The sequence below is a fragment of the Antrihabitans auranticaus genome (assembly GCF_016481275.1).
Lineage (GTDB): Bacteria > Actinomycetota > Actinomycetes > Mycobacteriales > Mycobacteriaceae > Antrihabitans.
On sequence record NZ_JAEMNW010000002.1, the window covers coordinates 1 to 23969 of the forward strand.

Annotated in this window: 25 protein-coding genes; 17 read left to right on the forward strand and 8 right to left on the reverse strand. The window is 63.0% G+C overall.

The annotated features are described in order from the left end of the window. Positions 1-423: 423 nt before the first annotated feature. Positions 424-1329: an NAD(P)H-binding protein gene (locus tag JGU72_RS07960; protein ID WP_307828356.1), complete on the forward strand. Its 906-nt coding sequence runs from the start codon at positions 424-426 to the stop codon at positions 1327-1329. Here JGU72_RS07960 and JGU72_RS07965 read toward each other — a convergent pair whose 3' ends face one another. After that, positions 1330-2028 (reverse strand): CPBP family intramembrane glutamic endopeptidase, encoded by a 699-nt coding sequence (locus JGU72_RS07965; RefSeq protein WP_307828357.1) that lies wholly within the window; start codon positions 2026-2028, stop codon positions 1330-1332. 25 nt (positions 2029-2053) lie between these two features. Beyond that, the gene (locus JGU72_RS07970) at positions 2054-2527 is read right to left on the reverse strand and encodes a hypothetical protein (protein ID WP_199683285.1); all 474 of its coding nucleotides are present in this window, start codon (positions 2525-2527) and stop codon (positions 2054-2056) included. A 209-nt stretch (positions 2528-2736) separates the two neighbouring features. Here JGU72_RS07970 and JGU72_RS07975 point away from each other — a divergent pair, with 209 nt between their 5' ends. The 5 genes from JGU72_RS07975 to JGU72_RS07995 all read left to right on the forward strand — a co-directional run bounded on the left by JGU72_RS07975 (position 2737) and on the right by JGU72_RS07995 (position 6646). Further along, the gene (locus JGU72_RS07975) at positions 2737-3723 is read left to right on the forward strand and encodes an iron-containing redox enzyme family protein (protein ID WP_199684509.1); all 987 of its coding nucleotides are present in this window, start codon (positions 2737-2739) and stop codon (positions 3721-3723) included. A gap of 41 nt (positions 3724-3764) precedes the next feature. Next, positions 3765-4469, forward strand: coding sequence for a HemK2/MTQ2 family protein methyltransferase (locus tag JGU72_RS07980; protein WP_199683286.1), 705 nt, complete (start codon positions 3765-3767; stop codon positions 4467-4469). 22 nt (positions 4470-4491) lie between these two features. After that, positions 4492-4665 (forward strand): CDGSH iron-sulfur domain-containing protein, encoded by a 174-nt coding sequence (locus tag JGU72_RS07985; protein ID WP_199684510.1) that lies wholly within the window; start codon positions 4492-4494, stop codon positions 4663-4665. Positions 4666-4808: 143 nt separating this feature from the next. Then, entirely contained in the window at positions 4809-5045 is a 237-nt protein-coding gene (gene mbp1, locus JGU72_RS07990) for a microaggregate-binding protein 1 (RefSeq protein WP_199683287.1), read from the forward strand. A gap of 143 nt (positions 5046-5188) precedes the next feature. Beyond that, positions 5189-6646: an APC family permease gene (locus JGU72_RS07995; RefSeq protein ID WP_199683288.1), complete on the forward strand. Its 1458-nt coding sequence runs from the start codon at positions 5189-5191 to the stop codon at positions 6644-6646. A gap of 10 nt (positions 6647-6656) precedes the next feature. Here the strand turns inward: JGU72_RS07995 and JGU72_RS08000 are convergent, their stop codons facing one another. Genes JGU72_RS08000 through JGU72_RS08015 form a run of 4 tightly spaced genes read right to left on the reverse strand, consistent with a single transcriptional unit; the run spans position 6657 to position 10217 of the window. Then, complete coding sequence (locus JGU72_RS08000) at positions 6657-7628, reverse strand: glycine betaine ABC transporter substrate-binding protein (RefSeq protein WP_199683289.1); 972 nt, start codon at positions 7626-7628, stop codon at positions 6657-6659. Continuing rightward, positions 7625-8362: an ABC transporter permease gene (locus tag JGU72_RS08005; RefSeq protein WP_199683290.1), complete on the reverse strand. Its 738-nt coding sequence runs from the start codon at positions 8360-8362 to the stop codon at positions 7625-7627. Before JGU72_RS08005 ends, JGU72_RS08000 begins: the two co-directional genes overlap by 4 nt. Continuing rightward, a complete protein-coding gene (locus JGU72_RS08010) occupies positions 8359-9576 on the reverse strand; it encodes an ABC transporter ATP-binding protein (protein ID WP_199683291.1) in 1218 nt (405 codons plus the stop codon). Before JGU72_RS08010 ends, JGU72_RS08005 begins: the two co-directional genes overlap by 4 nt. After that, a complete protein-coding gene (locus JGU72_RS08015; protein ID WP_199683292.1) occupies positions 9573-10217 on the reverse strand; it encodes an ABC transporter permease in 645 nt (214 codons plus the stop codon). The genes JGU72_RS08010 and JGU72_RS08015 overlap by 4 nt, the downstream gene beginning before the upstream one ends. 358 nt (positions 10218-10575) lie before the next feature. Here JGU72_RS08015 and JGU72_RS08020 point away from each other — a divergent pair, with 358 nt between their 5' ends. Together JGU72_RS08020 and JGU72_RS08025 are read left to right on the forward strand one after the other, a co-directional pair. Next, positions 10576-11226 (forward strand): hypothetical protein, encoded by a 651-nt coding sequence (locus tag JGU72_RS08020; RefSeq protein ID WP_199683293.1) that lies wholly within the window; start codon positions 10576-10578, stop codon positions 11224-11226. 68 nt (positions 11227-11294) lie between these two features. Beyond that, complete coding sequence (locus tag JGU72_RS08025; RefSeq protein ID WP_307828358.1) at positions 11295-11900, forward strand: NUDIX hydrolase; 606 nt, start codon at positions 11295-11297, stop codon at positions 11898-11900. A gap of 72 nt (positions 11901-11972) precedes the next feature. On the opposite strand, the gene JGU72_RS08030 is transcribed toward JGU72_RS08025, so the two are convergent. Beyond that, a complete protein-coding gene (locus JGU72_RS08030; RefSeq protein WP_199683294.1) occupies positions 11973-12659 on the reverse strand; it encodes a MerR family transcriptional regulator in 687 nt (228 codons plus the stop codon). 100 nt (positions 12660-12759) lie between these two features. On the opposite strand from JGU72_RS08030, the gene JGU72_RS08035 reads away from it, so the two are divergent. The 4 genes from JGU72_RS08035 (at position 12760) to JGU72_RS08050 (ending at position 18386) form a co-directional block, all read left to right on the forward strand. After that, complete coding sequence (locus tag JGU72_RS08035; protein WP_199683295.1) at positions 12760-14475, forward strand: GMC oxidoreductase; 1716 nt, start codon at positions 12760-12762, stop codon at positions 14473-14475. Between the two features lie 48 nt (positions 14476-14523). Continuing rightward, the gene (locus tag JGU72_RS08040) at positions 14524-15927 is read left to right on the forward strand and encodes a WS/DGAT/MGAT family O-acyltransferase (protein ID WP_199683296.1); all 1404 of its coding nucleotides are present in this window, start codon (positions 14524-14526) and stop codon (positions 15925-15927) included. Between the two features lie 231 nt (positions 15928-16158). Next, the gene (locus JGU72_RS08045; RefSeq protein WP_199684512.1) at positions 16159-17283 is read left to right on the forward strand and encodes an acyl-CoA dehydrogenase family protein; all 1125 of its coding nucleotides are present in this window, start codon (positions 16159-16161) and stop codon (positions 17281-17283) included. Next, entirely contained in the window at positions 17283-18386 is a 1104-nt protein-coding gene (locus JGU72_RS08050; RefSeq protein ID WP_199683297.1) for a CaiB/BaiF CoA transferase family protein, read from the forward strand. The genes JGU72_RS08045 and JGU72_RS08050 overlap by 1 nt, the downstream gene beginning before the upstream one ends. 69 nt (positions 18387-18455) lie before the next feature. Here JGU72_RS08050 and JGU72_RS08055 read toward each other — a convergent pair whose 3' ends face one another. Then, entirely contained in the window at positions 18456-19454 is a 999-nt protein-coding gene (locus tag JGU72_RS08055; RefSeq protein WP_199683298.1) for an AraC family transcriptional regulator, read from the reverse strand. Positions 19455-19596: 142 nt separating this feature from the next. Between JGU72_RS08055 and JGU72_RS08060 the strand changes: the two genes are divergently transcribed. The 5 genes from JGU72_RS08060 (at position 19597) to JGU72_RS08080 (ending at position 23964) form a co-directional block, all read left to right on the forward strand. After that, a complete protein-coding gene (locus JGU72_RS08060) occupies positions 19597-20451 on the forward strand; it encodes a MaoC/PaaZ C-terminal domain-containing protein (RefSeq protein ID WP_199683299.1) in 855 nt (284 codons plus the stop codon). A gap of 14 nt (positions 20452-20465) precedes the next feature. Next, complete coding sequence (locus JGU72_RS08065) at positions 20466-21677, forward strand: lipid-transfer protein (RefSeq protein WP_199683300.1); 1212 nt, start codon at positions 20466-20468, stop codon at positions 21675-21677. A 67-nt stretch (positions 21678-21744) separates the two neighbouring features. Next, positions 21745-22179: a type II toxin-antitoxin system Rv0910 family toxin gene (locus JGU72_RS08070; protein ID WP_199683301.1), complete on the forward strand. Its 435-nt coding sequence runs from the start codon at positions 21745-21747 to the stop codon at positions 22177-22179. 34 nt (positions 22180-22213) lie between these two features. Then, positions 22214-23101, forward strand: a complete 888-nt coding sequence (locus JGU72_RS08075; protein WP_199683302.1) for an SDR family oxidoreductase — start codon at positions 22214-22216, stop codon at positions 23099-23101. A gap of 5 nt (positions 23102-23106) precedes the next feature. After that, a complete protein-coding gene (locus JGU72_RS08080; RefSeq protein ID WP_199683303.1) occupies positions 23107-23964 on the forward strand; it encodes an alpha/beta fold hydrolase in 858 nt (285 codons plus the stop codon). Positions 23965-23969: the final 5 nt, after the last annotated feature.

Sequence of the window (23969 nt, forward strand, 5' to 3'; positions counted from 1 at the left end):
CTATCCGACACGCCGACAGCAACACCCGCCGTCGACGTCGGCACGCCGTCGCCGACCAACGACCAGTACCGATCGACAACCGACCGCAACCGTGAAAGATGCACGCAACACTCCTGAGAAATTTCAGTGTTGCAATCACTCCCTGAACCCAAGCGAGTGCGAGTCCCGAAAAGTGGTGCGAATGGAGGAAATTGGCGAACCGACAAGCTGGGCCTGCTGACCGGTAGGTCGGACACAATTACGCGTGGGCCCACCTCATGGGGCTGAGCCCACCGCTGACACATTGCCATGTTTCGCAGCGGCGTCGATGGGGAACCTAGTGGCGGATAAACTACGACTATTCGCGAGCGCTCAATCGAAGCGGCAAATTATCGAAGGCTGGTGCGCCATGGCTCTGATCGTCGAATGCAATCACGAGCGACTGTGACAGAGAATCAGACGCCGGGTGCGACAACGGTCCTCGTAACCGGCGCCACCGGATTTATCGGCAAGCGACTCGTTCCGGTCCTTGTGGATCAGAACTTGACGGTCCGCGCGATGACGCGCCATCCCAACGACTACTCGGGACCGGCGGATGCGATCCACGGAGACGTCCACAAGCCTGCGACACTGACCGACGCGCTGGCCGGGGTCGATGTTGCGGTCTATCTTGTCCATTCGCTCGACGATCCTGACTTCGAGCGAAAGGACGCCGCGGCCGCGCGAGCATTCGGCTCGGCCGCCGCTGCCGCGGGGGTCAAGCAGATCGTGTATCTGGGCGGACTCGGCAGTGACGACGATCAATTGTCAGCCCACCTGCGCTCCCGGCGTGAGGTCGAAGGACTTCTCGGTGAGGCGGGTGTACCCGTGACCGCACTGCGTGCGGCGATCGTCGTTGGTGCCGGCGGTATCTCGTGGGAGCTGACCCGGCAGCTGGTGAGCAATCTGCCCGCGATGGTCGTCCCTAAGTGGGTATCGACCCGCACCCAGCCGATCGCCGTCGACGACGTAATCCGTTATCTTGCAGGCGTAATCGGATGTGAGGAAGCGTACGGCAGGGTTTTCGAAATCGGGGGGCCGGATGCGCTGACCTATCTCGAGATGATGCAGATCGCGGCCAAGATCAGGAACGGTCGCAGCCTCCCGATCCTCAAGGTTCCGGTGCTGACGCCGACGCTCTCTTCGTACTGGCTGGCGCTCGTCACCGATGTCGACGTGACCACCGGCCGGAACCTGATCGACTCGATGGGCAACGAGGTCGTCGTTACCGACCGGTCCATCGAGAACCTTGTGCCTGGTAAGTCGATGTCATACGAGGAGTCGGTCCGTTCGGCACTCGCGCAGGAATGACTATCCGAACAACAATGGCAGCAGAAAGAGCATCGACGTCGACCACGTGATGTGGGTGAGAATCGGCGCGAGCACACCGCCGGTGGCACGGCGCTGAAGGCCGACAACGACGCCGAGGAGAAGCGCGGCGAAAGCCAACATCACGTTGCCCGTTGCGAGGGTGGCGATTCCGTAGGCGACAGTCGTGACGGGCACCGGGTAGCGCGTTGCTGCCGCATAGACCGCACCGCGAAAGAACAACTCCTCGGCAACTCCGCTGACGACTGTGATGGCGACCAGTATCGGACCAGCGCCCTGACCGGCGTGGTCGAGAACGGATTGCACCTGTTCGTAGAGGAACGGAATCTGCCGGACGACAAGCGCTCCGACGACGAACATGGCAACGAGCAACGCGCCGATCACAATCGGCGTGATGATGGGCCGGCGGGTTCCCGACGCGTGCGCGACGCGCCCCAGGTGTAGCGGGCCGGATGTGAACGCACCAACCGTCCATACCAAGGCGAGCGCAGTGGTCGCAGGGTAGAACCATGGACTGCCGGGCTCCAGGCGCAGCGAGAACCCCAGTACCAAGCCGCCGAGAACGATGAATGCGACGGTCACTATCTGCCGCCTGCGCAACGCTTCTGTGCTCATTCGCTGATCGCGAGGTACCACGTCCCACAACGCACGCTGAAACCAGTCTCGGATCGCTGTCACCACGACTCGACTCTACGGATGAGCTGCATCACGCAAACTGCCGACGGATCTCGTCGCACCGGAGTCGTTCGAGTATCGCTATCTGAGATTCTGCCCGAGCTCGCAATTCGTCGAGCGCCGCTTGATCCAGCCTGTCGTCGTTGTCGGCCAGCAGCCGCAACGCGAGCCACAGGGCGGCTTTGCCTTCGACGCCGAGTTGCATCGCTTCCAGCTCCAGCACCGAACTCAAGCCGGAACGCCGGAACAATCGGCCGTTCGACTTCAAACGGGCAAGCTTTTCGCCGACCCATGCGCCGGCAGCCTTGTAGTGGCGCGGCTCGGCACCCACACGGCGCAATATTTCGCGTAGCGCGGTCCTGTCGTCTTCGATGTCGTGTGCGACCCGAGTGAGCTCGGTTCGTGCTTCGCCGTCGTGTGATTCGGCGATACGCCGGATCAGTGATACGCCACCGGTCGCGCCCGCGAAGTGGTCGCTGAGGTAGATGCCGAGCAGGTCCGTCATTGCGAAGCCTTCATCGCGATCCTTCCGTTCTGTAGGAGCTACCCCCGCACGGCAGCGGGGAAACGCAACAGCGGTCGAGAAATGACCGGGCGCGCAGGGCACAACCGCGAGAGGGCGCCGACCACGAATAACGGAACCGAAGTGTCGGGAAGGTGCCCGGCGGGTATCTGTCTGTGGTGAACGAAGATGCAGCCAGTTTGGCCTCGCGAATGCCGCGCCCGCGCGGTCCCATGTCCTACGAGGTCATCGGTGCGCTCGCAAGCCACAGTCCCGGCGACATCTCGTTTGTCCTTCCGTCCGCGCGTGCCGACCCGTATGTAGCGGATCACCAACTGGCTCTTCATGTCTGCTACGAACTGCATTATCGCGGTTTCGACGGGGTCGACCCGGAGTGGGAATGGGATCCTGAACTCATTCGACTCCGCAACGCTCTCGAGAAGCCCTTCCTCGCCAGGCTTCGCGGCGAAGTCGGGCGCGGCCTCAGCGCTGCTTCAGTGCTCGATTCTCTCTGCGTGGATTCGCCCGACGGTGACGGCTTCTCGTACTACCTGCGTGATACCGGGACTTGGGACAACTTCCGCGAGTACTTCGCGATGCGGTCGATCTATCACCTCAAGGAAGCCGACCCGCATGCGTGGGTGATCCCGCGGCTGACCGGTCGGGCGAAAGCAGGCCTCGTCGCAGTCGAATTCGACGAATTCGGCGGTGGCCGGGCCGAGCGGATCCATTCGGCACTTTTCGCCGACCTCCTGCGCGCGGCCGATCTGGACGCGGGATACCTCGCCTACGTGGATTGTGTTCCTGCTGAGGCGCTGGCAATCGTCAACTTCATGTCGATGTGCGGTCTGCATCGGGGTCTGCGGGGCGCCAGTGTCGGAATCCTCGCCGCTGCAGAGGTGACGTCGTCACCAGGCTCACGCCGCACGGTCGCGGCACTCGAACGCCTTGGTGCGCCAGAACCCTGCGTCCACTTCTACGCAGAGCACATCGAAGCCGACGCCGTACACGAACAGGTGATGCGCCGAGAAGTCGTGCAAGGGTTGCTCGACCAGCAACCTGCGCTCGAGCATGACGTCGTGTTCGGAATTGTCGGTTCCGAAATTCTCGAAAGACGTTTGACGGAGTTCGTTTTGGGGAAATGGCGACGTGGTGTGAGTTCCTTGTCGCAAATGCTTCCGGCGCTGGCGATTAGATGACCGAAACCGGGCCGCGCACGACCACTGGAGAGGTCTGATACATGCTCGAATACGAGGCTGTGGGGGGTTCCGATCTGAGGGCTCCGGTACTTTCGCGGGTCTGGGTTCCGCCGGGGGTTTACCGGCCGCAAGAAGACTCGTTGCTCCTCGCGGACGCTTTGAACGATGCACCGATCCAGGCAGGTACGCGAGTTCTCGACGTGTGCAGCGGCAGCGGCGTACTCGCGTTGAGCGCAGCTGAACGCGGGGCAGTCGTTGTCGCCGTTGATATTTCGCGGCTCGCGGTGCTGACAACGTGGGTCAACGCACGTATTCGGCAACTGCCGGTGACAGCGTGCAGGGGAGATCTCTCGCGTGCGAAGGAATTGGGGCCTTTCGACATAGTGGTTGCCAACCCGCCCTATGTTCCAGCGCCGGCGAGCGCCGCGGGTGGACCCTTCGCGCAGCGCTGGGATGCCGGATCCGATGGCCGAGCGGTGCTCGATCCCCTGTGTGAAGCGGCTTGGGAATTGGTACGGCCGGGCGGTTGCCTCTTTGTCGTCCATTCGGCCTTCAATGACGAGGCCAGAACGGTGGCAGCGTTGCAGGCGGGCGGGTTCGATGCGGAGGTTGTGCGGCGAACGACGATTCCATTCGGATCCGTGCTGCGCAGCAGGCGGGGCTACCTGAATACAGTCGGATTGTGCGAACAGGGTTGTGCGGTCGAGGAATTGGTGGTGATCCGTGGTGACAAGCCGCGCGAGTAGCAGCAGCGCCCGGCGAGTCGAAATGGTGCGCGGCGGGCCGATTCTGATCGAGGGGCCGGTGGAAGTTGTGCTCGACGACGGAACGACCGCGCGCTCGGACCGGTTTCTCGTTGCGTTGTGCGCCTGCAAACGCAGCAAGACCTATCCCTTCTGTGACACCAGCCACCGGCGTCGGAAGGTTCCGGTCGATGATTGAACCTCCGAAATCGGACAGCGCGGGCGATTCGGCCGGCTCACCAAAGTTTCTGTCGTGCTGTGGGTTTCAGAGCGGTCAAGCACGGGTATCGAACTAGTGGCGCGCCATAGAGAGTGGGCCGCAATCAACCAGAAGGAGCTGACATGGCCGACGACAAGAGTGGACCCGCCGAGGGAGTCAAGGGTGTTGTCGAAGACGTCAAGGGCACTGTGAAGGAAGCCGTCGGAAACGTGACGGGGAACGACTCCCTGGCACGCGAGGGCGAGGCCCAGCAGGACAAGGCAGAGGACCAGCGCGAGGTGGCAAAGCACGAGGCCCAGGCCGAAGAAGCCCGCGCTGAAGCCAAGGCCAACGAGGAGAGGCAGCGCGCAGAGCAGTAGCGGAACGTTGCGCATCAGTTCCGTCCGCCTTCGGGTGGGCGGAACTGCTGCATTCTGATTCACGATGACCCGATATCTGGTCTCGTGAGCGCTGTGCTCCGTATGGTGCGACAGCCCACGTGCCCACGAATCGGAGTCACCCTATGTCTGAAACAACAACCTCCGCAAAACCTTTCGAACCGGTACCCGACGACCCAGCGCCCGCACGGCATCTTCGCGGCAACCTCGGAGTACCCGCGATCGTCTTCATGGTCGTCGCTGCGGCGGCACCGCTCGGGGTAATCGGCGGCGTTGTCCCCCTTGGCATCGCAGCAGGAAACGGTGCAGGCTTTCCCGCGACGTTCATCGTTGCGACGATCGTCCTGCTGCTGTTCTCGGTCGGTTTCACTGCCATGACCCCACACGTCCCGGAAGCCGGCGCGTTCTTCTCGTATGTCCGAACATCCCTGGGTTTTCCAGTCGGGATCGGCATCGCCTTCGTGGCAGTCGTGAGCTACCTGGCGATCGAGGCCGGCGTCTACGGGCTGCTAGGACCCGCCGGCGCCGGCGTCGTGGAACTCCTCGGCGGTCCTAGTGTGCCGTGGTGGGTATTCGCCGCGTTTGCGTTCATCGCGACCACCTATCTCGGCTATCGAAACATCGAACTGTCGAGCCGTGTGCTCGGCGTGCTGCTGACTGCCGAGATCGCGATCGTGGTCGTCCTCGATCTGGTCATCGTCGGTCGCGGGGGCGAACACGGGTTGTCGACCGGCATTGTCAGCCCGAGTGCGGTGCTCTCGGGGTCGGTCGGTATCGGCTTGCTGTTCGCGATCATCAGCTATGTGGGCTTCGAGGCCACCGCAATCTTCCGCGACGAAGCGCGCGAACCGGAACGGACCATCCCACGCGCAACCTACGTCTCGCTGGTTCTCATCGGTGTGTTCTATGCGTTGACCAGTTGGGCACTGATCTCCGGTTGGGGTGATGCGGCAGCCCTCCGGCAGGCAACCGATGCCGGTTCCACGTTCCTCGGCGACACCGCATCCCGCTACATCGGCACCGTCGGCGCCGACATCATCACAGTGCTCTACTTCACGAGTCTCTTCGCGTGCGTGCTGTCGTTCCATAACGTCGTGTCGCGCTACATATTTGCGTTGGCACAACGCGACGTTCTGCCCGCGGTGCTGTCGCGACCGCACGGCAAGCACGGCAGCCCGCATACAGCTTCACTCTGGATCTCGGGTGCGGTCGCGGGCGCCGTAATTCTCGCGGTCGTATTCGGACTCGACCCCGCGGCGCAGTTCTACACCTGGTTCGCCGGCGCAACGACGGTCGGCATCGTAATACTCCTCATCGTCACCAGCGTCGCGGTCCTCGTGTTCTTCGGTCGCGACCGACGCGGCTACTCCCAGTGGCGCGTACGCATCGCTCCAGCGCTGGGGCTGATCGGGTTGCTCGGCGCGCTTGTGCTGATTCTCGCCAATCTCGACGACCTGGTCGGTGGATCGAGCGTTCTGGCGTGGGCAATCGTGGCGCTGCTCGTCGCGGCGTTCGCGGCGGGTCTGGCGGTCGGAGTCCGCACCGGCAGGCGAGCGGAACCTATTGTGCAGGAGCCGATCTAGCGCGGGCCGATTACTCGATCAGCCCCTCGCTTTTCAGCCAGTCGTAGGCGACGTCGGCGGGGTCCTCCCCGTCGATGTCGACCTTTCCGTTGAGATCCTGCATCAGGTCATCGGTTAGGCGCTGGGAGACGTTGCCCATCAAAACCGCGATCTCGGGGTAGTCCTCGTACACGGACGACCGCATGACAACGGAACCGCTGTAGGGCAGGAAGAACTTTCGGTCGTCTTCGAGGACCGTGAGGTTCAGGTTCTTCACCCGTCCGTCGGTGGTGTACACCATGCCGAAGTTGCACGGCGCACTCCGGGCGGTCGAGGTGTACACGACGCCGGCGTCCATTCTGGTGACCTTGTCCGACGGCACGCCATCGGGCGCGTTCAGCGGGATTCCGTACTTCTCGAGCATGGGGACGAATCCGTCTGCACGACTGAAGAACTCATCGTCGACGCAGAAAGTTCTGTCGGATACCGGAAGCTTTGCAACGTCGGACAGCGTGCGAACGCCGAGTCGGTCCGCGGTCGCTGCGGATGCGGCGAACGCGTAGGTGTCGTTGAAGTTGGCCGGAGGCAGCCACTCGAGATCGTTCACCTGCTTCTCGATGTCGTGGACGCGCTGCCACAGCTGGGCGGGATCGGAAATGGTCTCGGTCTGGCCGTGATAGTTCACCCACCCGGTGCCGGTGTACTCCCAGAGGATGTCGGCGTCCCCGTTCAGCTGCGCCTGCCGGGACGACGCGGATCCCGGTGCGCCGGTCAGGTCGGTGACGTCAGCTCCTGCGGCGGCGAGATAGGTCGCGGTGATCTTGCCGAGGATGACGCCCTCGGTGAAGCTCTTGGAAGTCACGACGATCGAGGCGCCATCCAACGGCCGTTCGCCGCCTGGCAGCGAGGCGTCGTGGAACGTGCCAGACGAGCTGACCAAGCCGCACCCGGCGGCGACCGTCACACCGAGCGCGAGAGCTGCGATTCGAAGTTGCCGGATCATGCCACTCCTCGCGGGGTTGCGACCAACTCGACCAAGCGCCCGAGCCAGTCGATGGTCAACGCCAGGAGCCCGACCAGAATCGCCCCCGAAATAAGCAGCTTGGGCAAGAACAAGGTCACGCCCGTGGTGATCAGGGTCCCCAAGCTGGTGGCGCCGATGAACGTGCTGAGGGTTGCGGTACCGACCAGAATGACCAACGCGGTCCGAACGCCGTTGAGGATCACGGGAACAGCGAGCGGCAACTCGACCTGCACGAGGGTCCGGGGTCCCGAGAAGCCGATGCCGCGCGCAGCTTCGATAGTTCGCTTGTCTACCTGGTCGATGCCCACGATGGTGTTCTGCAGGATCGGCAGCGTCGCATAGACCACGAGTCCGACTACCGCAGTTCGGAATCCGGTGCCGAGCCACATCGTGAGCAGAACGATCAGGCCGACGGCGGGGGCCGCCTGCCCGATGTTCGCGATGTTCACCACCAGTGGTTTGAAGCGCTTCGTCTTTTCCCGGGTGAGCGCGATCCCGAGGGGGATTGCAATCAGCACAACGATCACTGTTGCCGTCAGAGTGAGCGTGATGTGATCGATGATCGTGCTGCGCAAGTTGTCCCAGCCCAGTGCTGCCTGCTCGGTCGGCGTCAGCGTGGTCGAGCGGTACCACACGATGTATCCGACGCCGAGAATCAAGATGATCAGCGGCTCGAACCAGACGTCGATCGGCGTACGCCAAAGGCGGGTCATGTCGCCGAGTCTTCTGAGTAGTCGCGGTAGGAGACGTGGCCGTCATCGGCCCGTGCGACGTCTAGTTGTCCGCGGATAACCGACATGATCGTGGCGATGGTGAGTGCGCCGGTAACGGCCCCGCGGCCGTCGGTGACGAGCACGCCGCCCTGACTTGCTGCGAGCATGGAGTCGAGTGCGTCGTTCAGTGTCGACGAGGGTGCGACCGTAGGGAGACGCGGATCGACGTAGTCGGAAACGCGATCCTTGGTCGCTACTTCGTCGAGCGAGGGCCACGATCGTGCTCTGCCCTGGTCGTCGACGACAACGATCCAGGTCGCGCCCTGCGCTTTTGCGCGGTTGATGACCTCTTGGGAGGAGTCTCCGATTCGTGCGGTGACCACCGAATCGTGCTGGACGTCTTTCACACGCGACAGGGTCAGATGGGCGAGCGTTGCGCCCGATCCGATGAATTCCTCGACGAACGGTGAGGCAGGCTTCGCCAGAATTTCCTCCGGCGTCGCGTACTGCTCGATGTGCCCGCCCTCGGAAAGGATCAGCACTTTGTCGCCGAGTTTGGTGGCCTCCTCGAAATCGTGAGTGACGATCACGATCGTCTTGCCGAGTTCGTGGTGAATCGCGATCAGCTTGTCCTGCAGCCGGACCCGGGTTATCGGGTCGACCGCTCCGAACGGCTCGTCCATGAGGAGTACGGGCGGATCGGCGGCGAGTGCACGCGCGACACCAACGCGCTGTTGCTGCCCACCGGACATGTCCTTCGGTAGCCGGTCCCTGAAAGTGTCGATATCGAGTCCGACGAGATCGAGCAGATAATCGGTCCGCTCGGCGATGCGTTTCGCATCCCACCCGAGAACACGCGGAATGGCGCCGATGTTCTTGGCTACCGACCAGTGGGGGAACAGTCCGCCGGACTGAATGACGTAGCCGATCGACTGGCGCAGCTTGTCCGGGTCTTCACCGGTCACGTCGCGGTCGCCGATGTAGATGCGTCCCTCGGTCGGTTCGATGAGCCTGTTGATCATCTTCAGGGTAGTCGTCTTGCCGCAACCGGACGGTCCGACGAACGCGACGATGTGGCCCGCTTCGATGTCGAGATCGATCTTCTCCACGGCCGGCTTCTTTTGGCCGCGGTACTGCTTCACAACTCCGTCGAGCCGAATAGCGGCACCGGTGACGGTGCGCTCGCCGCCCGCACTTTCGGCAGTTTCGGTCATGACAATCCCTTCGAGATGGTGAGGCGCCCGAGGAGGACGAGCAGGGCGTCGAATACCAAGGCGATGACGACGATGAGTACGGTCCCGGTGAGGGCCATTTCAACTGAGTTCTTGCCGCCCAATCGAGACAGGCCGTTGAAGATCAGTGAACCGAGTCCCGGTCCGAGCACGTACGCGACGATGGCGGCGACACCTACGACCATTTGCGTCGACACGCGAATTCCGGTAAGGATCACGGGCCAGGCCAGGGGGAGCGACACCGTGAACAGGATGCGGCGACGGGAGAACCCGATTCCGCGCGCGGATTCGATCACAGACTCCGGCACCGACCGCAGACCGACAATGGCGTTGCCGATCACTGGCATAGCAGCGAAGAACGCGAGCATGACGAACGACGGGATGACGCCCAAGCCGAACGGCACGATGAGCAATGCAAGCAGAGCGAGAGACGGAATGGTCAGAGCGACGCGGCTGCTCGTCAGCGTCAACGCCGATGCGAGCGGAAAACGGTACACCGCGATTGCGATGACAACTGCGACAAGCGTGCCGACCAGAACCGTTTGAAACGCGAGGGATGCATGCTGATAGGTCAGGAACGCGAGAAATTCTCCGCGGCCCTGAAGGTAATTCCAGATGTTCATGAAACTCCCTTCACGACAACCGTTGCAGGGTCTGCACCGATTCCGGTACGACGCGGGTGCCGGACGGCGACGATACCGCGCGAGTACCGCCTTCGTCAGGCGCCGCGCACAATTAGTTGCTCGCGAACCTTTGGTCGCTTCAATGTTGCCCATCGGCTAGCTGCGTAAACATCAGCTTGTCGACCGAGCCGCCGATTCCGGTGCAATTAAAATCAGGCTGAAGTCGAATATCGACAGTTCCGTCCGGCGTGCACTGCGCGCGGGTGACGACATTCCTATCCGGCGGCGATGCTATCCAAGTAGTCTGAGTTTCCGCGATTGCGTTGACCTCGACGAATGCGCCGGCAGGAGGTATCGAGTGGCACGGGGAGCAGGGCCGTCGAAGAATTGGTACTGGGTTGCGCTCGGGATATTCGTCGTGGCGCTCGTGCTCGCAGGTGTCCTCGGCTGGCGGATTGCCGCAAGTGTGCCGTCGGTAGCTGACGAGGGCAGCGTCGGGACACCGCTGTCCGTGCAGCTGGACGAACCTGGGCTGAATGTCTACGCGGATCAACCGGTGTTCGAGATGCGTTGTCTCGCGACACATTCCGACGGCACCAAGGTCGAACTCGAGGACCCTTCCGGCGAGCAGTCCTTCGGGTCGTGGCATCTGGCTCTGCAATCCACGAGTGAGGTCGAAGCGGGACGGTACGAAGTCGACTGCGTATCGGACGACACCACCCTCAACTTCGCGGTAGGCCCACGCAGGTCGGTATTTGCATTCGTTGCGAGCATTTTCGGTGTCATCGGAACGCTCGGTTGCGGGGTCGTGCTGCCAGCGATCATCGTGCTCGTCGTATTCCTGTTGCGGCGGCGCTCGCCACCGAATCCGCCGCCTGGCTATCCACCTCCTGGCTACCCACCGCCGCCCGGCTATCCAGACTCCGGTTACCCGCCACCGGGCTATCCGCCCCCCGGTTCGCCGCAACCGCCGAATTATCCACCGACCTATCCGCCGCGGGAGTACTGACTACCCGCCGACCTCGAGCGCGCTCGCGTGCGAGATCGTAGAAGGATGCTGACGAATCGAAACGTCGAGTGGGCACCGAGTCGGGCGCGGATATCGCGGTGAACCTCGATGCAGTGCTGAGTCGAGTTGCCGAGCACCGGCCGCACATCGAACCACCCGGCGAATGGCATGCGGCTACCGCCCTCGTCCTGGCCGCCGAGCCCGATCCGAAGTTCATCATCATCCGCCGCGCCACGCGGACCGGTGACATGTGGTCGGGCCATGCGGCCTTACCCGGTGGCCGAACGGACCCGACCGATCAGGACGTCGCAGCGACCGCGCGCCGCGAGACGTTCGAAGAGGTCGGCGTAGAAATTGGCGACCCGGTCGGCAGGCTCGACGACATCGGCGGTCGAATGCTCAAGGGCGTCGTATCGACCGCGGTCTTCGTCCTCGACGAAGCCGTTCCGCTTACTCCCGACCCCGCGGAAGTTGCTGCAGCGCACTGGGTCCCGTTGTCGCTGCTGTCCGATCGCGCCGCGAGCGTCCGCTACCCGGTCCGGTTGCTGGGTCCGTGGCCCGCGTGGGAGTTTCGAACGGGCGACCTCCCGCCGTTCGACTCGCTCATGATTTGGGGCCTGACCCACCGAATCCTGACGACGTTTCGAGAACTTGCGGTACGCGCTGAAGATTGACGTTCCACGATAGGTACCAGCATCAAACGCAACGCCATTGGAATGGACCGCCACCTTGTCGTCTGAGCGTCCTCATTCGAATTCGGCGACCGCTCGGCCGATTTCCTGCACCAGAACGTGGCCTGCCGCCTCCCACGCCGCGGCCCGAAATCGCTCCAGGTTACGTCGCAGGTCGCTCGCACTTCCCTCGCCTGCATATCCGGCGCCGGCTTCCCCGGCTACCTTTCCGACGAGCTCGTCCGCGAGGGCAGCCAAGCTCGTGCGCAACTTCTTTCGCAGGTCCGCGCTCACAGAGACGCTGAGTCCTGCGTCGTACAGCACGAGCGCCGCCTTGAACAGCGGAAAGTCCTTGACGTGCCACTGCCCCTCTTCGAAATGCAGGTACTCCGCTGCAACGAGGTCGTCGAGAATTTCTGTGCGACGATCGCCGAGGAGTTCGGTGAGCGCGGCGTCGTCGTAGCTGCGGTCCTGGGTTTCCGTCCACGGCGCGACTCGTAGCGCGTCGAGTCCGAGCCAGTCGGCCGCCGAGTTCCGCGCGTGTGCGTCGGATTCGAGCACGGCTGACATCGCGCTGAGTTTCATTCGGCGAGAGCGCATATCGGCGATGAGCTGGAGCCGCTCCACGTGTCCGTCGTTGTAGTACGCCTCCTTGCCAATTCGAGTGGGCTTGGTGAGCAACCCCGTCGATTGGTAGTAGCGAATCGTGCGCGGTGGCACGCCTGTTCGTTCGGCTAGCTGCGCGATCGTGAACTCGGGCACGGGTGCAGCGTATCAGTTGCAGCATTAACTGTTATTGACAGTGTTTACTGCAATCGTTAGTGTGTGTGCTCACAGCGATTACCACGGCCCTGGAGGAACTGTGCCCAACGATCTCGATTACGACGTTCTCATCGTCGGATCAGGCTTCGGTGGCAGCGTCACCGCGCTGCGCCTGACCGAAAAGGGTTACCGAGTTGGTGTGCTCGAAGCCGGTCGGCGGTTTGCGGACGACGAGTTGCCAAAGACGAGTTGGGATCTGCGCAAGTTCGTCTGGGCGCCGATGCTCGGGTTATACGGCATTCAGCGAATTCATCTCCTACGCGATGTACTGATTCTTGGCGGCGCCGGTGTCGGTGGCGGCTCACTCAACTACGCGAACACGCTGTATGTGCCGCCGGACGCGTTCTTCGCCGATCCGCAGTGGTCCACGATCACGGACTGGCGCGCGGAATTGACGCCGCACTACGAGCAGGCGAAACGCATGCTCGGCGTCGTCCGCAACCCGCATATGACGCCGGCAGACGAAATCGTCAAGTCGGTCGCAGAGGACATGGGTGTCGGCGAGACATTCGTGCAGACGCCGGTCGGCGTCTTCTTCGGCGAACCCGGCAAGACCGTTGCCGACCCGTACTTCGGTGGTGCAGGGCCGGATCGGACCGGCTGCGTCGAATGCGGCTCGTGCATGACCGGATGTCGCTACGGGGCGAAGAATACACTCGTCAAGAACTACCTCGCTCTTGCCGAAAAGGCAGGTGCAGAAGTACTTCCGCTCAGCACGGTCGCTAGTGTGCAGCAGCGTTCGGACGGCGTCTGGGAAGTATCGGTCGAACGCACCGGTGCCTGGGTCCGTAAGAGGCGGCACACGCTGACGGCGAACCACGTCGTCGTCGCAGCCGGGACCTGGGGCACGCAGAACCTTCTCCACAAGATGCGTGACAAGGGCAAGTTGCCCGAGATATCGAATCAGCTCGGGATGCTGACCCGCACCAACTCCGAATCGATCTGCGGGGCTTCGAAGTTCAAGGTCGACGCCGACATGGACCTGACTCGTGGAGTCGCGATCACGTCGTCCTTCCACCCGACGTCCGACACCCATATCGAACCTGTCCGCTACGGCAAGGGCTCCAATGCCATGGGCATGCTGCAGACGCTCATGACCGATGGTGGCGGCCGAATTCCGCGGTGGCTCAAGTTCTTCGGCCTGACGTTGCGGCACCCGATCGCCTTCGGGCGCTTCGCCGTCGTCAAGGGTTGGAGCGAACGCACGATCATCACACTGATCATGCAGCACCTCGACAACTCGATAGTCACCTTCACCAAGCGCGGGCTGTTCGGTCGGAGACTGTCGAGCAAGCAGGGGCACGGCAAACCGAATCCAACGTGGATCCCGGTCGGCAACGAGGCGACTCGGCGTATCGCGAACAAGATCGACGGCGTGGCGGCGGGCAGTTGGGGCGAACTGGTCAACATCCCGCTCACCGCGCACTTCCTCGGCGGATGCGCGATCGGTGCAGACGCGGATCACGGCTTCATCGACCCATATCACCGGGTGTACGGGTACCCGACACTGAGCGTCGTCGACGGGTCCGCGGTGTCGGCGAACCTCGGCGTCAACCCATCCCTGACCATCAGCGCGCAAGCCGAACGGGCAGCGTCGCTGTGGCCGAACAAGGGGGAGGCCGATCAGCGTCCCGAGCAGGGGATGCCCTATGTGCGAATTCGGCCGATTGCGCCGTCACGGCCCGTTGTACCTGCCGATGCTCCGGGTGCACTGCGGCTGCCGATCGTCGAGATCCGTACCGCTCCGTCGGCCTGAACGGCAGGCTCGCCACAACTTTCCCAGCAGCAACCAGGAAGTACCACGATGACGACCAAGCCCTTGTCGATTCTCGACCGCGCGTTTCTCGCACTCGATTCAGCCGAGGTATCGGCACACGTAGCAATCCTCGCGACATTCTCGCTTCCCGAGGATGCGTCCGACACATTTCTCAGCGACCTCGTCGCAGACCTGCACTCCTACAAGCAGTTCGCTCCACCGTTCAACTATCGGCTATCGAACAGGATGTTCTCCTCGGTCGCGCCCAAATGGGACGTCCTCGACGACGAAGAGATCGATCTCGACTTCCACCTACGCCATTCGGCCCTGCCCGGTCCAGGCGGGCAGCGGCAACTCGGTGTGCTCATTTCGCGACTGCACTCCCGACCGCTGGACCCGACACGCCCGCTCTGGGAATGTCACGTAATCGAAGGTCTCGAGGGCAATCGATTCGCGATCTATTTCAAGGTGCATCACGCGCTGCTCGACGGCGTCGGTGGATCGCGACGGTTCTTCCAGATGGTCACGTCGAATTCCGCTGATAACGAGGTACGGCCGATTTGGACGATCGGGCCACGTCCGCGCTGCAGGGCCGAAGCGCTCGCGAAGGCGTCGGTCGCCGAGCGAGCGGCGAGCGCGTTGCGTACCGGGAGGGAGCGCGCAAGGCTGACAGCCGAGTTGGGTAAGGCGACCGGCGGGATCGTCAAGGATGCAGCGCGGCCGACCGATCCCGACCTCGCCGTGCCGTTCGTAGCGCCGAAGTCGCCGCTGCTCAACGGAAGAATCGGCCGGCAACGCCGGTACGCGACGCAGACCTATCGACTCGACGACCTGAAGCGAATCGGCAAGCGCGCCAACGCTACTGTCAACGAGGTGTTCCTCGCGATCTGCGCGGGCGCCCTTCGAAAGTACTTGGGGGAGATCGACTCACTGCCCCTGGATGGCCTGGTCACGGGCGCGCCCGTCTCGGTGCGTCGGGACGAAGACGACGACCGCGGCAATGCGATCGCATTCGTGATGATCAAACTGTTCACCGACATCGAGGACCCGGTCGAACGACTGCGCGCCATCCAGCGGTCGAGTTCGTTGGCCAAGCAGAATCTCGCGAACCTGTCGACTGCTGCCGCAAACCAGTACGGCGTCCTGACCAACGGCCCGTACATCATGCAGAACATGATCGGTCTCGCAGGCAGAGTGAGGCCGCCGTACAACCTCGTCATCTCGAATGTGCCTGGCCCACGAGAACAGCAGTACTTGCGGGGCGCTCGTATGGATGAACTGCATCCGGTGTCGGTCATCATGCACGGTCAGGCGCTCAACATCACCGTGCTCTCCACGGGTGGAAACTTCTGCGTCGGCTTCATGGGCTGCCGCGACCAACTACCGCACCTACAGCGGCTGGCCGTGTACACCGGCGAAGCATTCGACGAACTCGACGCCGCATTGACCTAGTTCCGCGATCAGGCTTGGAGGATTTTGCGCCTCTGTGCGCCGAGCGCATAGTTTCACTGGCGGTTTCCGCCTGAACGACCCTGGAAACCATGCACTGGATGTAGCTGTGAGCGGTCGAGTCAATCACGTGGTCGGCACGGTCATTGGCGCAGTGCCGGCGGGACCATAGCGTCGAAGCCACTGGTTTCTGAACAAGGGAGTTCTACCGTGGCGTTACACCGCTCGTCCTGGATGGACAAAGATCTCGATGCCCTGGCCGATCTCGCGCGGCGATTCTTCGAGAAGGAATGCACCCCCAACGAAGAACGCTGGGGCGAGCAGCACCATGTCGACCGTGAGGTCTGGAAAAAGGCCGGTGACCTGGGACTGTTGTGCCTGAGCATCCCTGAGGAGTACGGCGGCGGTGGCGGGACGTTCGCGCACGAGGCAGTCGTCGCCATCGAGCAGATTCGCGCGATGGCACCGAGCTTCGGCGGGATCTTGCACAGCGCGATCATCGCGCACTACATTGCCTCCTACGGCACCGAAGAGCAGAAAAAGACCTGGCTGCCGAAGATGGCGTCGGGGGAGATCGTCAGCGCCATTGCGATGACCGAACCGGGCACGGGCTCGGATCTGCAGAACATCAAGACCAAGGCGGTCAAGGATGGTGCCGACTACGTCATCAACGGCGCCAAGACCTTCATCTCCAACGGCCACCACGCCGACCTCGTCGTCGTCGTCGCGAAGACCGACCCCGAAAGCACCGGTATCGACAGCGTCTCGCTGATTCTTGTCGAGACCACCCGGGATGGCTTCCGGCGCGGCCGCAACCTGGAGAAGATCGGCCAGCACGGCCAAGACACTTGCGAACTGTTCTTCGACGACGTCCGCGTCCCGCAGTCGAACCTCGTCGGCGCCGCCGAGGGCCTCGGATTCATCCAGCTCATGCAACAGTTGCCACAGGAGCGCCTCGTGCTCGCCGTTGCCGCAGCTGCATCGATCGAGAAGACCGTCGAGGTGACTCTGGCGTACACGAAGGAGCGCGAGGCCTTCGGTAAGCCGATCTTCAAGTTCCAGAACACCCAGTTCAAGCTCGCCGAGGCGGACACGATCAAGTCGATCGCCTGGAGCTTCCTCGACGACTGCATCGCCAAGCACCTCGACGGCGAACTCGACGTGCCGACCGCCGCCAAAGCGAAGTGGTGGCTCACCGAGCAGCAATGCCAGGTGGCCGACGAATGCTTGCAGCTGTTCGGCGGTTACGGATACATGAAGGAATACCCGATCGCAAGGCTGTACGCCGATGCGCGCATCCAGAAGGTGTACGGCGGCACCAACGAGATCATGAAGACGATCATTGCGCGGTCGCTCTGATGGCAGGGCCGCTGCAGGGTGTCAAGGTTGTCGAACTTGCGGGACTCGCACCCGCGCCGTTCGGTTGCATGGTGCTTGCCGACCTCGGTGCGGACGTCTTGCGAGTCGAACGCGCCGGCGGTGGCGGCGACGGGCTTACGCCGCCGGACGGCCCGCTCGATCGTGGCAAGCACACGATAGCGCTGAATTTGAAGGACGCCAATGACATTCGCAGACTGCACGCACTGGTCGCGAAGGCCGACGTCTTTGTCGAGGGTTTCCGGCCCGGCGTCGCCGAGCGACTCGGCATCGGACCGGCCGACCTCGAGTCCGTCAATCCGCGCCTGATCTACGGCCGGATGACGGGGTGGGGTCAGCAGGGACCGCTCGCAAGTACGGCGGGGCACGACATCAACTACATCGCTTTGACCGGTACCCTCGACCTGATCGGCCGCGCGGGGGAGCGACCGGTGCCTCCAGCCAACATCATCGGCGACTTTGCCGGCGGCGGAATGCTTTTGGCTCTCGGTGTGATCGCTGCTCTCTACGAGCGGGAGCGGTCGGGCAAGGGGCAGGTGATCGACGCGGCAATGGTCGACGGCGCGTCGCTTTTCACCTCGTTCATGCACGGCATGCACGCCAACGGGCTGTGGAATCAGCCACGGGGCGAGAACATCCTCGACGGTGGTGCACCGTTCTACGACACCTACGAGTGCGCCGACGGCTGCTACGTCGCGGTCGGCTGCGTCGAGTATCCGTTCTTCGCGCAGCTACTAGCGGCGCTCGGGATCGACGATCCAGACCTGCCGTTCCAGCTGGATTCGAGTGGCTGGCAACAGCTTCGGAGTGTCATCGGTGCGAAGTTCAAGGAACGGACGCGCGACGAGTGGGCCGAGGTCTTCGCGGTGTCCGACGCCTGCGTGACGCCCGTGCTCAGTCCCTGGGAAGCGCACGAGCACGCCCACAACAAGGCTCGGAATGCGTTCATCGAGGTCGGCGGACTGCGTCAGCCTGCCCCGGCGCCGCGGTTCAGCCGCACCCCCGCAGACCTGCCCGAACCGCAATCGTCGGATGCGGTGGCAGTGCGGACGTTGTTGTCCGCCTGGGGTGTCGAGGCAGACTGATCCCGTCGAAAGTGCAGTTATCGTCGCGTTCACCACACTTTTGCGACGATAACTGCACAGTCGCGGGGGCTAGTGCTGATACGACCCGGGTGGACTCCCGGTCCAGCGCCGGAACGCGCGCGAGAATGCACTCGGCTCGGAGAATCCTAGGCGTCGAGACAGCGCGGCGACGGTCTCGTCACCGCGCGCCAGGCTGGCGATCGCGGCGTCGCGCAAGATCTCTTCCTTGATCTCGCGCGGCGACGTGTTCTCCTCACGGAGCTTACGGCGCAACGTTTGTGGGCTCATCAAGAGTTCGGCTGCAATCTCGTCGACTGTCAGCCATTCGCCGGAAAGTCCACCCGCGAGCAGTACTCGCACTTGACTGGATACCGACGTCGCGTACGTTCGGCGGGTCAGTACGCCCGCCGGCGCATCGCGGAGAAATTCGTTCAGTGCCGCCTCGTCTCGCACTATCGGCGCGTTGAGTACGTCGGCGTCGAACAGCAATGCGCATCTGGATGTCGAAAAGGCGACAGGCGCACCGAAAATCAGGTCGTAGTCGTCGACATGCGCGGGCTCGTCGTAAGGAAGTTCGACAAGTCCCAACGGAATTCGCTTTCCGATCGCCCAAGCGAAGAAGCGATGTGTAATCGCAAGAAGTGTGTCGATGAGCAAGTTTATGGGCTGTTCGATCTTGCTGATATCGATAGACACTCTGGCCTGACCATCGCGGACGTCCACTCGAATAGGTGGCATGCCCGGAGCTGCGCGACCGAAGTCGTCGAAACGCTCGATCGCCGCCCTCAGATTCGTGGCAGTCAGAACGGCGATACACAGCAACCGGAACGTGCCGCGCGGCACGGGTCGCAACCCGAAGCCGAGCAGTTCGTCGTCAGTCGCCCGCCACAGCTGCTTGATGAGCATCGTCAGCTGTTCGGTGGTCACGCGGGCGCGGCCCTCCGGCAGCAGATCTGCCGAAATATCTGCCGTTTCCAGCATTCCTTCGATGTCCCAGCCACGTGCAAGCGCAATGCCGACGAGCACCTGCACCCGTTGAATCGGGATCGTGTACTCGGTCGAGGGCATGTGCCGAAACTACCAACATCGAGCGAGCGTTTAGGTCAAGAACCCGAGAAGTTCGGTCATCGCTCGCAAAGCACCTGCCTCATAACGTTATTTGCAGATAGCCGGTCTCGGTTCGAAGAAGCACAGAGCACAAGGAGTCTGCATGTCCACCAACGAGGGATTCAACCTCGATCTCCTCGATCAATGGGTCGGGGAGCAGGAATTCAAGGTCGAACGCGAACAGACCATCGCATACGCGAAGGCGACCAACGACCCCATCGCGGCACACCTGGACGGCACTCTAGCGCCGCCGGTATTCGCGGTGGTCCCGGTCACTGCGATCATGGCGGATGCCACGATGGGCGTCGTCCCGGACGAGCTGATGATGCGAATCCTGCACGGCGAGCACGACTTCCGAATTCACCGGCCGATCGAGCCCGGCGAACTCCTTACCGTGCGCGCGAAGCCGATCGGAATCGAAGGCAAGGAATCAGGTGTCGTCGTCACGACGCTGATAGAAACCCGCAGCGACCGTGGCGATCTGGTGAACGAGCAGTACTTCATCGGATTCTTCCGCGGCGGCAAGTTCGACGGCACCGTCGGCGTGAAGAGCCCGGAGCACAGCTTCGATGCGTCGCTTCGCGACACGGATCCCACGTTCAGTGCTGTCCAGACTTTCGACGCGGACCAGACGTTCCGCTACAGCGAGCCTGCGGGTGACCCGATGCCGATTCACTTGGATGACGAGTTCGCCAGGGCAATGGGTTTGCCGGGCATCATCATTCACGGTCTCTGCACGATCGCCTTCACGTCGCACGCTTTGCTGTCACAGGTCAGCCCGGACGATCCCGCCCGCCTGAAGCGGCTGGCGGTTCGAATGAGCAAACCCGCATTGCCGAAGGAAACGATCTCCAGCAATTTCTGGAGTACCGGTGCAGGCCGCTATGCATTCGAAACCGCCGGCGACGAGAAGCCGGGCAAGTTCGTCATCACCGACGGCCTCGCCGAATTCGCCTAGGAAGGCTAGAAACAATGAGCAACAGAGTATTTGTGGTCGGCGTCGGCATGACCAAGTTCGAAAAGCCGGGTCGCCGCGAGGGCTGGGACTACCCGGCCATGGCTCTCGAGTCCGGTACCAGGGCATTGGACGACGCCGGGGTTGCATACGACCTGGTGCAGCAGGCTTACACCGGATTCTGCTACGGCGAATCGTGCTCCGGCCACCGCGCTGTGTACGGGCTCGGTCTGACGGGCATCCCGGTCTTCAATGTGAACAGCAACTGTTCGACCGGTTCGAGTGCGCTCTTCCTCGCCGCGCAAGCGATACGCGGCGGGCTCGCGGACTGCACCCTGGCGCTCGGGTTCGAGAAGATGCAGCCGGGCTCGCTCGGCTCCACTTACGACGACCGCGAACAGCCGATGCAGAAGCACATGGAGGCGATGGCCGAACTGCAGGAGTTCGCATTTCCTGTGGCGCCGTGGATGTTCGGTGCCGCAGGCGTCGAGCACAATCAGAAGTACGGTTCGACCCCCGAGCACTTTCAGCGGATCGCCGTCAAGAACCACAAGCACTCCGTGAACAACCCGTATTCGCAGTTCCAGGACGTGTACACCGACGACGAGATCGCGAACGCGAAGATGATCTACGCACCCGGGCAGCTCACCCGCCCGATGTGCTCGCCGACTTCCGACGGCTCGGGCGCGGCGATTCTCGCCAGCGAAGCATTCGTCGAGAAGCACGACCTCGCCGCTGCGGCGATCGAGATCGTCGGTCAGGCACTCGTCACCGACACTCCCGGCACGTTCGAGAGCAAGAGCATGGCGACGCTGGTCGGTGCGGACATGAGCCGGACCGCCGCGAATCGCGTGTACGAGCAGGCCGGCATCACGCCGGACGACATCGACGTGATCGAGCTGCACGATTGCTTCGCGCCCAACGAGTTGCTCACCTACGAGGCGCTCGGCCTCGCAGCCGAGGGCGAGGGCCACAAGCTCGTCGACAACAACGACACCACCTACGGCGGTCGTTGGGTTGTCAACCCATCGGGTGGGTTGATTTCGAAGGGACATCCCTTGGGCGCAACAGGTTTGGCGCAGTGCGCCGAACTCACCTGGCAGCTGCGCGGTACTGCCGACAAACGACAGGTCGAAAGCGCCGCCGGCAAGTCCGGGGTCGCGCTGCAGCACAACATCGGGCTCGGCGGATCCGCCGTAGTCACGGCATACCGCCCAGCAGAACGCTGAGCGCAGCGAAGCGTTATCCAACGCAGCGCTGAATTCATTTCTCTACCAACAACAAAGGAGCAAGACCATGGCAAAGGCCAACGTTTCCAAAGAGATCGCCGCACCGCAGGAGAAGGTGTGGGCTGTTATTTCTGACCCCTCGCGCTTCGAGGAGTGGCTGTCGGTGCACACGAAGTGGAAAGAAGCGCCCCCGACCGAGCTTTCCAAGGGAGCGACGATGAGCGAAGTTCTCACGATCATGGGCATGGCCAACACGATCGACTTCACGGTCGACGAGTACGACGCTCCGAACACCACGAAGTTTTCGGGTAAAGGTATGGCCGGGGCCCAGATCAGCTTCACGCTCACAGTGGAGGCGAACGGTGCCGATGCTTCCGTCGCAACCGTCGATGCCGAGTTCATCAGCCAGATGATGGTCGGTGCAATCGGCGGCGCCATCGAGCGCGCATCCACCAAGGAACTCGCCGCATCGCTCGACAAGCTCGCCACCCTCGTCGTCTGACATCCGAACATTCAATTCTGAGAAGGAAATTCACATGGGTTCAATGGAGAACCGCGTAGCGCTCGTCACCGGCGCCGGCCGCGGCATCGGCCGTGAACACGCGCTGCTACTGGCGAAACTCGGCGCAAGCGTCGTCGTCAACGACCTCGGCGGCTCGAACGAAGGCACTGGTTCCGACGTCGGCCCCGCGCAGGAAGTTGCGAACGAAATCGTTGCTGCCGGCGGTAAGGCTGTCGCCAACACCGACAACATCGCGACCTGGGACGGCGCGAAGAAGCTTGTCGACCAGGCGATCTCGGAGTTCGGTGGCCTCGACATCGTTGTGAACAACGCGGGCATCCTGCGTGACGGATTCGTCGCGTCGATGGACGAGGCCCAGTGGGACAGCGTCATCGCGGTTCACCTCAAGGGACACTTCTCGGTGCTGCGCCACGCGGCGGGGTACTGGAAGGAGCAGTCCAAGGCCGGTAAGTCGGTCAACGCGGCGGTCATCAACACCGCGTCGGCGTCGGGCACCTTCATGCCAAATGCGGGCCAGTCCAATTACGGTGCGGCCAAAGCCGGTATCGCGGCACTCACCGAGGTCGCCGCGCTTGAACTCGAGCGCTACGGGGTGCGGGTCAACGCGATCGCCCCGGTGGCTCGAACCCGGCTCACCCTGGCGACGCCTGGTATGGGCGCGATCTTCGCCGAAGAGGTTCCCGAGGGCGAGTTCGACGCATTCAGCCCCGCGAACATTGCACCGATCGTCGCTTACCTGGCGGACGAGAAGTGCCCGCTCACCGGCAAGGTCCTTGCGGTTCAAGGGGGCGCCATCACGCTGCTGAAGGGCTGGTCGTCCGTGGAAACCGTCGAGGTCGATGGCCCGTGGCAGCTCGATGAGCTTCCCAGCCAGCTGGACAACTGGGCAGAGCGGGACTGAGTCCCGTGATCGGTGAACGACGCGCAGTCCACGCAGGAGTGGGCACGCGGGAGTTGTTCGTCGACGGGGATGGGCCGACAATCGTGCTGCTGCATGGGTTTGCCCATCCCGCGGACTGTTGGCGACCGGTTCTGAACCGGCTCGCCGCGGTCGGCCAATCGGCCGTCGCCGTGGACCTGCCGGGCTTCGGTGCTGCCGATCCGGCCGCACCGGGAGCGTGGCTGCCGCAGGGGGATCACTTCGTCAGCGAAGTGATCTCGCAGCACAGCAACAACGGTCCGGTCGTTCTGGTCGGGAACTCGCTCGGCGCCTTCTTGACCCTCCGAGCGGCTGCCGCACCGCAACGACTGCCGATCCGCGGCGTCGTCGCGACGGCCACCCCGGGTGGGGGCTGGACGCCGCTCGCCCGAGCCTCGCTCGTCGGCAACGGACGACTCCTTGCCGCAGCGGCCGCCGGCGTGCCCAAGCTCCTCCGGGTACACGGCACCGACACGGTCGTGAGCCGACTGCTCTACGGCGACCGGACAACCATGGACGCGGAGTTGGTTCGGATCCTCAGTTCGCAGATCCACAGTCGTCGCGGCGCACGCGAACTCCTCGAACTAGGGATGCGGATGAGAGCCGAAGTCGATGCCGGACCCCCGATCGCGGGCGTCGACTGTCCGACGGTCTTCGTGCACGGGCGCCGGGACCGCATTGTTGCGCTTGCCTCGAGCGAGCGCTATCACAAGGCCATTCCACACAGTTGGCTTGTCGTACTCGATCAAGCCGGTCACTGCCCGCAGTTGGATGCACCCGACGACATCGTCGGGTTCGCACGCGGCCTCGCGGCGGGTTCGCCGGGCCAGTGCAGGCCAGCGTGAAACCA